This window comes from Kineosporia sp. NBRC 101677 (genome assembly GCF_030269265.1).
Lineage (GTDB): Bacteria > Actinomycetota > Actinomycetes > Actinomycetales > Kineosporiaceae > Kineosporia > Kineosporia rhizophila.
Window position 1 is genome coordinate 570885 of record NZ_BSTA01000001.1, and the last position, 12349, is coordinate 583233.

At 71.4% G+C, this 12349-nt stretch carries 8 protein-coding genes; 4 read left to right on the forward strand and 4 right to left on the reverse strand.

Annotated features, from left to right (window positions below):
* Positions 1-3: 3 nt before the first annotated feature.
* Positions 4-5073, reverse strand: coding sequence for a hypothetical protein (locus QSK18_RS02615; protein WP_285616465.1), 5070 nt, complete (start codon positions 5071-5073; stop codon positions 4-6).
* A 258-nt stretch (positions 5074-5331) separates the two neighbouring features.
* On the opposite strand from QSK18_RS02615, the gene QSK18_RS02620 reads away from it, so the two are divergent.
* Positions 5332-5985, forward strand: coding sequence for an FMN-dependent NADH-azoreductase (locus QSK18_RS02620; protein ID WP_232808285.1), 654 nt, complete (start codon positions 5332-5334; stop codon positions 5983-5985).
* 8 nt (positions 5986-5993) lie between these two features.
* On the opposite strand, the gene QSK18_RS02625 is transcribed toward QSK18_RS02620, so the two are convergent.
* Positions 5994-7250: a serine/threonine-protein kinase gene (locus tag QSK18_RS02625; protein WP_285616466.1), complete on the reverse strand. Its 1257-nt coding sequence runs from the start codon at positions 7248-7250 to the stop codon at positions 5994-5996.
* 113 nt (positions 7251-7363) lie between these two features.
* Entirely contained in the window at positions 7364-7687 is a 324-nt protein-coding gene (locus QSK18_RS02630; RefSeq protein WP_232808287.1) for a histone-like nucleoid-structuring protein Lsr2, read from the reverse strand.
* 473 nt (positions 7688-8160) lie between these two features.
* On the opposite strand from QSK18_RS02630, the gene QSK18_RS02635 reads away from it, so the two are divergent.
* Both QSK18_RS02635 and QSK18_RS02640 read left to right on the forward strand, forming a co-directional pair.
* Entirely contained in the window at positions 8161-8850 is a 690-nt protein-coding gene (locus QSK18_RS02635; RefSeq protein ID WP_285616467.1) for a TetR/AcrR family transcriptional regulator, read from the forward strand.
* Between the two features lie 67 nt (positions 8851-8917).
* Complete coding sequence (locus tag QSK18_RS02640) at positions 8918-10126, forward strand: MFS transporter (protein WP_285616468.1); 1209 nt, start codon at positions 8918-8920, stop codon at positions 10124-10126.
* Here QSK18_RS02640 and QSK18_RS02645 read toward each other — a convergent pair.
* Entirely contained in the window at positions 10089-11468 is a 1380-nt protein-coding gene (locus QSK18_RS02645) for an MFS transporter (protein WP_285616469.1), read from the reverse strand. The two genes, QSK18_RS02640 and QSK18_RS02645, sit on opposite strands and share 38 nt — an antisense overlap.
* Positions 11469-11623: 155 nt before the next feature.
* On the opposite strand from QSK18_RS02645, the gene QSK18_RS02650 reads away from it, so the two are divergent.
* A complete protein-coding gene (locus QSK18_RS02650) occupies positions 11624-12307 on the forward strand; it encodes a TetR/AcrR family transcriptional regulator (protein WP_232808291.1) in 684 nt (227 codons plus the stop codon).
* Positions 12308-12349 lie beyond the last annotated feature (42 nt).

Consider the following 12349-nt stretch of genomic DNA (forward strand, 5'->3'; position numbering starts at 1 on the left):
GGGCTACTGGTAGAAGCGGCGCTCCGAGCGGCGCCACTCGGCCGGGAAGCCCTCACCCGGCACCTCGGTGGCCTGTTCCTCGGGCAGGGTGGTGACGACGCCGGTGAGCCGGTCCACCCGCAGAGGCACCCCGGGCAGCGGCGGCGCCAGCTTGATCGCGTGACGGATCGCGTCGAGCAGCTCCATCGGCATGTTCGCCACCGCCCGCTGGAAGGCCGCCTCCAGGTCGGGCCGGTCCTCGTCGTCGGCGATCATCGCCCAGTTGGCCAGCGCCCGGGTGAATCCGGGAACGCCGGACAGCAGGTCGCGGGCGGCCCGGTCGGGGGTGACGGCGTAGACGTTGTCGATGCGGCTCGTCCGTGAGGCCCGCGAGGACGTGGCGATCACCCCGGGCACCGGGGCCGGCGCCGACGGGAAGGCCCGGGCGTTGAGGTCGCGCATGAGCACCAGCCCGTCGAGGAACTCGGCCACCGCCCCGCCCGACCCTCGCAGCGCGGTCACCTGGAGCAACGTGCGCGACTCGGTATGGGCAGCGCCGTCCCCGACCAGGGACTCCAGCAACAGCTGACGTGCACCCTCGTCCTCGGGGGAGGCGGCCAGGTCGAGCGCTGCCTGGCAGACGGCCTCATCGGCCAGCCTGGTCTCCAGGTCGAGGTGCGGCAGTTCGTTGCGGTAGGTGTAGGTGCTCAGCTGGTGTGGCTGCGCACGGCGGGGAGGGGACTTGCGCGCGGTCAGCTCCGGCAGATCCGGCGCCCCGCTCAGCAGCACCCGCTCACGCTGACCGGGGATCGACCGCGGCGTGATCGGCGCCTCGGGCCTCGGCGCGGTCTTGGCGGCCTCTTCTGCACGGCCGTCCCCGCTCTCAGCCTCGCCGTCCGTCCTGCCTGACCTGTCGCCGTCTGTCCCTGCGTCTACCCCGGTGCCCTTGGGCTGCCGGTCCTTGGGCGGTGGATTCCCGGCCTGCGCACTGCCAACCTGCCAGCTGCCAGCCTTCGGACCCTCGGCCTGCGGGCTCTCGGTCTGCGGACTCTCGGTCTGCGGACTCTCGGTCTGCGGACTCGGGGCCTGCGAGCCCTCGACCTGCCGACTCGCGGTCTGCGGACTCGGGGCCTGCGAGCCCTCGACCGGCCGACTCGGGGCCTGCGGGCGATCGACCTGCGACGCTCCCGGCCTCAGGGTTCCGGCCTGCTCGTCCTGAGCCTGCTCGTTCTGAATCTGGTGGTTCCGGGCCGGTTCGGCCCCGGTCTGCGGGCTGTTCGCCGGCGCCCCCTGGGAGGGACCTTCTTCGGCTAGCACGTTCTCGGCCCGCGGGTCCTCGGCCTGAGGTTCCTGCGCCCGCTGGTGCTGAACCAGGGTCTCTTCGGACTGCGGTTCCCGGCTCCGAGCATCCTCGGCCCGCAGATCCTCGGTCCACGTTTTCTTGGCCAGCGAGTCCTCGGCCCGCACGCCCTCGGCCCGCACGCCCTCGGCCCGCACGCCCTCGGCCCGCACGCCCTCGGCCCGCACGCCCTCGGCCCGCACGCCCGTGACGTGCGAGTCCCTGGCCTGCGAGTCCTTGGGCAAGGGATGCGAACCCGTGGACTGGCCGGCCGCCGACTCGGCCATGTCCGCTGCAGCTGCAATCTCGGCCGCTGTCTCGGTGGACTCGTCCGGCCCCTCCTGCTGCTCCCCCACCGGCGAGGCCGCCCGACCCTCGTCGGTCTCTACGGACGGCTGAACCACCGCGCCCTCGTCGTCCGGGCCGACTTCGTCGTGAAGGCCGAAGAAGGTGAACGGCTTCTCGCCCCACCCGGACCCGCCCTGTGCAGGAGCGGCGGGGGGAGGTTCAACCATCGTCTGTTCTGTCGCAGCCTTGTCTGCCGCACTTTCCGGGGTGCCCCACTCCGGCGCCCGCCCACGGGCCTTGTCCGTGACCACCGGTTGCTCGCCGGTAAGCCCTCGCTGCCAGCGTGCCTGCGGCTCGGGCGGAGGTTCCGGCTGCGCCTTGGGCTGCGACGCCACCCCGGCCTGCGAAGCCGACTCCAGTCTGGAGGATCCCGTCCCCTCGGCCTCAGGCTGCTGTGCGTCCGTCCCCGCCGCATCTGCTGCTTCGGGTTTCACCGCGGCCGGTGTTTCCGGAGCGGCCGCTACCGGCTTCGGCTCCTCGGGCTCTTCGTTCGCCGAGGCCTCCGAGGCCCGGTCGTGCGAGCGGGTCAACATCACCTCGCGCAGGCTCGGACGCCGCTCGCGTACCGCCCGGGCGTCTTCCGCCGCCGTGCGCGGCTTCGCCTCGTCCGGCTCCTCGTCTCGAGAACTGGCCGCTGCCCCCGCCACGGCCCCTGCCGCAAGACCAGCCGCAGCCGCCCCGAGCACCGTGGCGCCGGTGTGGCCGCGTTCGGTGTCTGGCTCATCCGCGGGCTCCGGGCTCACGGACGCCGCCGGACCCGCCTCATCCACCCTGGATTCCGTTTCGGCGTCGGCCTTTTCCGACCTGACCTGCTCTTCACCGCTGTCACCGCCAGGCAGGAAACGCCCCACCTTGCGCGCGCGATCCTTCACCCGGCGCCGAGACTGCGACAGGAGCTGCGAAAGCCGAGGAACCGGAAGGTCGTTCGATGCCTCTTCAGCGCCGTCCTGGTACGGATTCTTCGACGGGTCGTAGGGCTCCTGCGGCCGGCGCGGCGCGGAATCGCCCGACCTACGACGCAGAGCACTGACGGGGGCCGGGACCGGGCCAGGCTGAGAACCACCGGACTTCTCGGCGGCCCGCTCATCTTCCCGGTCCAGTTCGTCGTCTGCGCTCGTGTCCCCTGCGGTGGCGGGAGAAACCGGAACAACAGAGGACGTCGTGGGGGCAGCATGCTTGGGGCGCGCGGGGGTGGGGAGCATGGAGGGGTCGGCATCAGAAGCGACAGGACGCACCTGGCTGGTTTCTGAGGCGGTAACGCCGGCATCTACCGACGAACCCTGCTCGCGAGCCGCCTCGCTCGATGCCTCCGAGGGCGAGGCAGCCGAACTTGGCGGTGCCACCGGGCCGCCCAGGCGTGACGCACCAGTGGAGGGCGGCGTACTCCCGGCCGGGCTCGGCGAGGCACTCAGCCGGGACGAACCGGCTTGACCCGACTGCTCGACCGGACCAGATGAGCCCGCCGAACCAGATGGGCTCCCAGGTCCAGGCGCGTCGTCGGGGCGTGATGAAGCGTAAGCTCCGGCGAGGCGGGATGCACCAGTTGAACCGGGCGCGCCAGTCGAGCCAGGCGCACCAATCGAACCGGGCAGGCCAACCGGACGGGACGAGTCGGCCGGAACGGACGAGTCCGCCGGAACGGACGAGTCCGCCGCACCAGGCGAGTTGGCCGCATCAGACGAGCCCGCCGGACCGGACGAGATGGCCGCACCAGACGAGCCCACCGCGCCCGACCAGTTGGCCGCACCAGACGAGCCCACCGCACTGGACGAGTTGGTCGGACCGGACGAGTTAGCCGCACCGGATGAGCCCGTCGCACCAGACGAGGCCGCCGGACCGGACGAGATGGCCGCATCAGATGAGCCCACCGCACTGGACGAGTTGGCCGGACCGGACGAGTTGGCCGCACCGGATGAGCCCACCGCGCCAGACGAGTTGGCCGGACCGGACGAGTTGGCCGCACCGAATGAGCCCGCCGGACCAGACGCGTCCGCCGCACCAAGCGAGTTGGCCGCACCGGATGAGCCCGCCGCACCGGATGAGCCCGCCGCACCGGACGAGCCAACGGCACCGGACGAGTCCACGGCATCAGACGAGCCCGCCGGTCCACCAAGGCGGAACGCACCTGTAGAACCGTGCGTGCCGTCTGAGCTGGACGCATCATCCGCCTGGGAGACACCGGCCGGACTGGCCGCCCCCGCCGCGTTGGCTGCACCGACTGCACCGGCTCCGGCAGCTGCGCCGGCCGTACCAAGCGGACTACCTGATTCAGAGGGGCCAGAAGAACGGGTCGGGCTGACCTCGCGGTCTGCTCCGGTCGCGTCGGCACCACCCAAGTCCGACGCCCCCGGCTCCTCGGCCTTCGGCTTGCCGGAACGCCCCAGCAATCGGGAGGCCCGACTACGCAACGGCTCGGAAGCCTGGGCCGCACCGGACTCCCCGGCACGACGCCGAGGCAGAGGACGCTCGTCCTGCTCATCGGACGCCGGGCCACGTTTGTCAGTAGTAGCGGCGCCTTCACGGGACACCACGGAGGCACCCGACGCCAGGGCCGGGCCCGCCTCCGGAGAACCCTGCTCTTCCGAAGGACCGCTCGGCCTGAGTGGGCTGGAGCCGGTGCGCCGAGACCGGGCGTCGGCCGGAGGGCCAGTCAGCGCCGAGGCGCCGGACTCCCGAACTGCCACTTCACCGGAACCGGAACCGCCGGAACCGTCGGACTCGCCGGCCTCAGGCTTCGCCTTCTCGATCTGCGGGCGCTGTTCGACCTCATCCTCAGCAGAGCGCCGGGGCCAGAGCTTGGCCCCCAGGGCAGCTGCGCCAGCAGCCCATCCCGCGCGCGTTCCGCCAGGCACCTCGGTCTCGTGGTGAGAGTTCGGCTGCGGCACCCGCGAGGCCCCGGTGGACTCGCGGGCCACGATCTCGCCGGGCACCACGTCGACCGGTCGTTCTGCGTCGGTGTCGCCGGCCGGGACAGGCCGGGCCGGAGCCCAGTCGCCCTTGTGCCGCCAGGAATTGCCCGGGCCCCGGCGCAGACGCGGCGTGGCTTCTTTCTCGGCCTCCTCGGCCTCGCCCGCCTCCGGCTGCAGCGTGACCCGCACCGGCAGCAGACCGGACAGCGAGCCCTCGTCGGCGCGGCGCACGAGCTTCTCGTCGCGGCCGAAGGCCACCCGCGAGGCCGGGCTGGTGCGCAGGCCCCGCATGCTGCCCCGGAAGAAGGGGAGCATCCAGCGCCAGATCAGCAGCACCGTGAGGATGACGAAGAACGTGAGGCCGACCTGCACGACCAGGAGCAGCGCCTGGCCGATCGCGCCGAACAGCCCACCCAGCGCGTCACTCAGCGCCTGAATGGCCTGGATCACGAGCGCGACCAGGATCAGCAGGCCCACCGCGTAGCCGACCAGGTTCATCGGGCCCTCCCGGCCTGCTCGACAGAGCGCACCAAGCTCACATGGATGACTGGGGCCCCATCTTCACATGCACCATTGGAAATGTCGCTAGCCTAGCGTAACGGGCCGGTTCCACCACGAACCAGGCGATCTCGCCCGCGCGTCCTCCAGAAGCCGCAGCTCAACCGGCGGGCGCCGGTGGTCCGCGGGTCGTCGGCAGGTCTGTCCCGCGCGTGGCAGAGTCAGCGGCAGTCCCCCCGACCGACAGTAAGGACCCCCGTGCCGACCCTGCTGCATCTCGACTCCTCCGCCGACCTGCGCAATTCCGTCAGCCGCGCTCTCACCGCCCGGTTCGCCACCACCTGGACCGAGATCAGCACCGACCACCTGGTGGTGCAGCGCGACCTGCACCTCGACCCGCTGCCGCACCTGCCTACCAGCGCGCTGCACTGGGCGCCGCGACTGCGCACCAGCGAGGAGGTCGTGCCGCCGGGGGCCGAGCGGCTGCAGAAGGTCCTGATCGACGAACTGCTGAACGCCGACGTCGTCCTGCTCGGCGCCCCGATGTACAACTGGGCCATGCCCTCCACGCTCAAGGCGTGGCTGGACTACGTCCACGTCGGGGGGCTGACCTCCACCGTCGACGACCAGCCGAGCCAGCCGCTGGCGGGAAAGCCGGTGGTCGTGGTCTCCAGCCGGGGAGCCTCCTACGGGCCGGGCACCCCCGGCGAGCACGCCGACCACGAGGTGCCCGGCATCGTGCAGTGTCTGGGCACCTCGATGGGCATGGACGTCACCGTGGTCACGGCCGAGCTCACCCTGGCCACCCGGCTGCCTGCGCTGAACCAGTTCGCCGGCCAGGCCGCCGACGAACTGGAGAAGGCCGCGAAGGCGATGGTCGACCTGGCCCACACGCTGGGCAAGCACAAGTAGCAGGAGCGCTACAGCAGCATGGCGACCAGCAGCGTCGAGGCGAGCACGGCGACCGTGAGCACGGTCAGGCCGAGCATCGCCCGGCGCGGCCGGCGGCGGCGTTCCCGGAGCTCCCGCCGATGCGGCAGCTCCCCGGAGCCGTTGCCGATGGCCCGCCGGGGCAGGCCGTTGGGGTCGGTCCGCGGGATGGTGCGCGAACGGCGGTTTGAAGACGCATGTCGCCCCACCGGGGAATGCGTCGGTTCCGAGGGGGACGGCTGGAGGAGGGTGGACACCCCAAAGTCGGCTGCCAGCGCCTCCAGCTCCGGACTGGCCTGGGCAGGACTGCCCCCGCGGGACCGGCGCGGCTGCGCAGGCACCCCCACGTCCGGCGACTCCGGCCCGGACAACAGCGGCGCGGGCAGGTTGACCACCTCGGTGACGTTGGCCGCCGTTCCCTGCCCCTCCAGTTCGTGGAAGGTGCGCAGGTGGTCCGCGACCTCACCGGCCTCCGGGCGCTGCTGCGGGTCGCTGTCCGTCATCGCGGTGAGCAGCCCGGCCAGACCGGCCGGGATGTCCACGTCGATCCGGGGCGGGTTGAGCAGCCGGGCCACCGCGACCGCACCCGGCTCGCCCTGGAACGCGGGCTTGCCGCTGAGCGCCTCGATCAGCACCAGGCCGAGCGAGTAGATGTCGCTGGACTCCCGGATCTCCTCGCCGCGTACCTGCTCCGGAGAGAGGTAGCCGGCCGTGCCCATGGTCAGGCCGGTCCCGGTCAGGCGCTCGGCGCTGTCCAGGGCCCGGGCCACACCGAAGTCGCCGAGCTTGATCGTGCCGTCCTCGGCCATGAGCACGTTGCTGGGCTTGACGTCGCGGTGGATGATCCGCTGGGAGTGCACGTAGTCCAGGGTCTCGCCGAGCCGGGCCCCGACCCGGCTGACCTCGTGCGGTGACAACGGCTCCGGACGGCAGCGCCGGCTCAGCGTCTCGCCCCGCACCAGCTCCATGGCTATATAGGGCGAGTCACCGTCGGTCGCGGCGTCGTAAAGAGCGATCAGGCCAGGATGGTCCAGCCCGGCGAGCGTGTCCGCCTCGGAGGCGAACCTCGCTCGGTTGACCTCGTCCTCCAGGGCCACCTGATGCAGCACCTTCACCGCCACGTCGCGTTGAAGCACCGAGTCCCAGGCCTGGTACACCAGGCCCATCCCACCTTTGCCGATCACGTCCCCCAACGCGTACCGGTTGGCGAGCAAGTGGGGACCCGGGTTGTGGGTCTCGTCCCGCACGCTGCCTCCTCTGCGTGTCCGTCCGCGCTCGTCACTCTGCCCGTGATCACCGGGAGTGGCACTTCGGGACTGCACCTGTCGGTCTCCAGGAGCGTGCGAGAGGTGGTGGCCGGTCAGTTGCCGGCGGCCTGGTACTGCTCGATCACGTGGGCCGGGATCCGGCCGCGCTCGGACAGCTCGATCCCGTTGCTCGCGGCCCAGGCCCGGACCGCCCGATTGTCGACACCTGTCGAAACTCGCTTCGGCGCGTTCTGCTTACGCCCGCCGACCCGGCGCGCGACTTCCTGGTAGGGCGCCAGGGCCTTTCGCAGCGCGGCGGCATTCTTCTTGGTCACGTCGATCTCGTACTCGACACCGTCGAGACCGAAAGTCACCGTTTCATCGGCCGGCTGTCCGGTCAGGTCGTCGAGCAGTTCGGTCACTGTTCTGGTTGCCATGGCAGTATGTTTTCGTTTCCTGACTGCCCCGTCAAAGCGCGGCGGGCCATTTCCGCCGGCCGGACGGGACATGATGAATTGTTCCGCAGATAACCTGCCCGGCCGCCAATTCGACCTCGTGCCGGTAGGTTTGACCACTCCCCGAGCAGTGCCCGGTCAGTACCCGGCCACTGTCCGGCCGCTGTTCGACCGATCGGCGAGGTGCGCCGAAATCCGAATACCCGAGAAGGTACGCACCGAGGCTCCCACAGCCGGGGCCGGCAGTGTTCCGTTTTTGCCGCACCAGAATTTCCGGGCGCGAGAAATCCTTCGTTTCGGCAACGGATTCACGGAGTCAATCCGAACTCCACCTCGGCCGGCCCTTCACCCGTCCAGCCCTCTTCGCTCACTTTCGGCGACTCCGGTGTCACACCGCTGCGGAACTGGCACACCAGTCATTGACTTGGACCGATGTTCAAGTCTTGACTGGCGGCATGCGGGCATATCGACCGATCGCCGACCGGCGTCGGCAACTCATCGACGCCGGAATTGCCATCGGCGAACGTGAAGGTGTGGCGGCGGTGACCGCCCGCCGGGTCGCGTCCGAGGCCGGGGTCTCCCTCGGGCTGGTGTCGTACTGCTTCGCCACCAAGGACGACCTGACGGTCGCGATGGCCGCCCGTATCGCCGAGGACACGGCCGAGGCCGCCGAGGCGCCGGCCGATCTGCGCCCGCCCCCGATACCCACCCTCGTCCCCGCCGGAGCCACGGCCGAGCGCGCCGGCTCAGCCCGAGCTACCGCCCTCCGGGGCCCCGCGGAACGGTCCGCCGAACTGGAGGTGGCCCTGCGGGCCGCCCTGGAACGGCTGTGGGCGGTGCACGAGGCCAGCCCCGGGCGCCAGCTGCTGACCTACGAGATCACCACGCGCGCGTTGCGCGAGCCCCGCCTGAACGATGTGGCCCAGCAGCAGTACGACACCACCGTGCGCTCCTGCGCAGAAGTGCTGCAGCACGTGGCCGCCCAGGTGGGGGCCACCTGGGAGCGGGAGATCGACGACGTGGCCTCGCTGGTGGTGATGGCGATCGACGGAGCCACCCTGCGCTGGCTGGTGGACAAGGACTCCGCCGCGGCGCTGCGCCGGCTGAACGACGTTGCCCGGATGCTCGTCACGATGGCCCGCTGAGCCGATGCCGGCGCCGGGGGCAGGTCCGGAGTCAGGATCAGCACCGCGGGCCGTGCTGGAGCGCTCGATGGTGCACGCGCGCCTGGCCACCTCGGCCGCGTTCGTGGCGCAGGGGCTGCTGTTCACCGTTCTGCTGACCCACCTGCCCCAGTTCAAGGACCGGTTCGCGCTCGCCGACGGCACGGTCACCCTGATCGTCGTCATGGTCACCCTGATCGCCGGGGTCGGCAGCCTGGCCAGCGAGGCGCTGGCGGCGCGCACCTCCAGCCGGCTCGCTCTGCGACTGGCCCTGCTGCTGGCGGCCGTCACCGCCACGGTGATCGGTACGGCCGGCGAACTGTGGCTCTTCATCGCCGCTTTCGCGATGTACGGCATAGCCCTGGGCGGGATCGACGCGGCCTCCAACATGCAGGGCGTGGCAGTGCAGCACGGCTACGGGCGCAGCGTGCTCAACTCCTTCCACGCGGCCTGGAGCGCCGCTGCGATCGCCGGGGCGCTGTACGTGGCGGCCGGCGAGGAGGCCGGGCTGGATCTCGGGCTCTCGGTCGCCCTGGCCGCCGGCGTGGTGCTGATCATCGCCGCCGGGCCGGGGGCCTGGTTGCTCGAACCCCGATTGAAGACGTCCGGGGGCCTGGATGCGCGGTCGGCACCGGATGCGGTGGCACCGGTCGGTGAACTCCCGGGCTTCCTCAGCCGGGGGCCGCTGCTCATGCTCGGGCTGGCCCTGGCCGCCTACTGGGCCGTGGACTCGGGAGCCTCCAGCTGGGGCGCCATCTATCTCACCGACGTCCTTGACTCCTCGGACAGCGTGGCCCCGCTGGCCTACGGCGCCTACCAGGCCCTGGCTCTGGTTTCGCGGCTCTTCGGCGACCGGGCCGTGCAACGGGCCGGGGCGGTGACCACGGTGCGCGCGGGCGCGTTGATCGGCATCGCCGGCACGCTCCTGCTCGTCCTGGCGCCGGCGCCCGCGGTGGCCGTGACCGGCTTCGCCCTCGCCGGCCTCGGCCTGGCCGTGGTGCCCCCACTCTGCTTCGCCGCGGCCGGCGCCCGGGCCCGCGACCAACTGCAGGCCGACCAGCTGGTGGCCCGGCTGAACGTGTTCAACTACCTCGGCGCCCTGCTCGGAGCAGCGTTGATCGGGGCGGTGGGCAGCGGCCTGGGCCTGCGCGGCGGGTTCTTCCTGGCCGTCCTGCTGGCCGGATCACTCCTGCTCCTGGCCCGGGCCTTCCGTCCGACACTCACCGACCCGGCAGGAGCCGGATCAGCACCCCGGTGAACACCAGCACGCCGGCGACCGCGCCCAGGCTGACCGCCATCGCCTCGGGCACCGGCTGCGACTGCACCTGCGCCAGGTAGAGCGTGGTCACCCCCGCGACCCCGACCGCCCCGGCCAACTGCTGCACCGCCGTCATCACCCCGGAAGCCCCGCCCGCCTCCGCCTCGGGCACGTCGGCGATCACCAGGTCGAAGAGCGACCCCATCCCGGTGCCCATCCCCAGCCCGATCACCAGCATCGGCCCGACCAGCCAGAGCAGCTCCAGATCGGCCCCCTGCCAACGGATCACCAGAGCAAGAGCCACCACGCCGAGCACGTTCACGGCGGTGCCCACGGCCAGCAGCAGCCGCGGCCGGGTGGCGACCAGGCCGGACACCAGCCCGGCAGCGATTGCCATGCCCAAGGCCATCGGGGCCATGGTCAGGCCGGACCGGAAGGCGGAGTAGCCCAGGAAGCTCTGGGTGAACAGGGACAAGGTGAGCATCAGTCCGGCCATCCCCGCGAACACCCCCAACAGCACCAGCAGCCCGTTACGGAAACCGCTGAGGCGCAGCAGTTCCGGGGCGATCAGGGGATTGCGGCTGCGTCGTTCCCAGAGCGCGAACAGCCCGGCGAACAGCGCCCCGGCGTTCAGGCTCAGCCAGGTCCAGGCCGGCCAGTCCCGTTCCGGCCCCTGGATCAACGGGTAGATCACCAGCAGCAGGGCAGCGCCGAGCAGGGCTGCCGAGACCAGGTCGATCACCGCCCCCGGGCGCGGCCGGTCGCGCGGCATCCAGCGCAGGGCCCCGGCCAGGGCGGCCAGCCCCAGCGGCAGGTTGATCAGGAAGATCATGCGCCAGTGGGTGCCCCACAGGTCGAGCTCGATCAGGCTCCCGGCCAGGATCGGCCCACCCACCGCGGAGAGCCCGATCACCGGCCCGAACAGCCCGAACGCCTTGCCGGTCTCGGACGGCGGGAAGACCGTCTTCACGATGCCCATCCCCTGCGGCAGCAGCAGCGCCCCGAAGGCGGCCTCGAGCACCCGGAAGGTGATCAACTGGCCGGGTGAGGTGGCCAGGGCGCAGGCCAGCGAGAACACGGTGAACCCGCTGACCCCGATCAGGAAGAGACGCCGCCGGCCGAACCGGTCGCCCAGCCGGCCGCCGACCACCAGCAGCACCCCGAACGTGAGCGTGTAGCCCGCGGTCAGCCACTGCATGGTCGAGGGCGCGCCGCCCAGATCGGCCCGGATCGACGGGGCGGCGATCGTGACCACCGTGGCGTCGAGAAGATCGAGGATCTCGGCCACCAGAACGACAGCGAGGATCCGCCAGCGCCAGGGGTGGCCGGTTCCCTGACCCACCCAACCAGGCTCACGGACGTCTTCAATTGAGGCTCTGACCTGCTCCGACATACCAACCCCGCTCCGACCGGCGACCAGACGAACAGTGTTCGTTACGAACACCGTACGCCGCGAACGCCGTTCGTTCAATCGGGTTCGGCCCTATGCTGGGCCCGATGTCCGAGAAGGGGCCGGTCAGCCGGCGTGAGCGCCCGTCCAAACCCGCCCTGAGCCTGGAGACGATCCTGGACACGGCGATCGCCCTGCTCGACGCGGACGGCCTGGACGGGGTCACCATGCGCCGGGTCGCCCAGCAGCTCGACACCGGCGCGGCCTCGCTCTACGTCTACGTGCGCAACCGCGAGGACCTGCTGACCCTGGTCTGGGACCGGATCGCCGGGGAGATCGAGGTGCCCGGGCCGGAGTCCGGCGACTGGCGCGCGCGGCTGGTCCAGCTCGTGCTCAACTCGATCGAGAACCTCGGCCGGCACCGCGACCTGGCCATGCTCGGCCTGGCGGTGGTGCCACTGGGCCCGAACTCGCTGCAGGTCAGCGAGGCCATGGTCGGGATCCTGGCCGAGTCGGGGCTCGGCCGGCGGGCCCAGGTGTGGGCGGTCGACCTGCTCGCGCTGTACATCGTGGCCACTGCCGCCGAGAACGCGGCCCGGCAGCGCGAGGGCTCGCACGAGGTGGCAGAGTCGCAGACGATCCTGGCCGGTGTGGCTCCGCAGACGTTTCCGCACCTCCATGAGCTGCGCACCGAGTTCGCAGCCCTGGGCCCGGAGACCGGGGCCCGTCAGCGCTGGATGGTCGAGGCCCTGGTGAACGGCATCCTGGCCACCCCCACCAGCGAGAACTGACCTCGGGCTTCACCCGGGACCAGATCTGCCCGAAAGGACGAG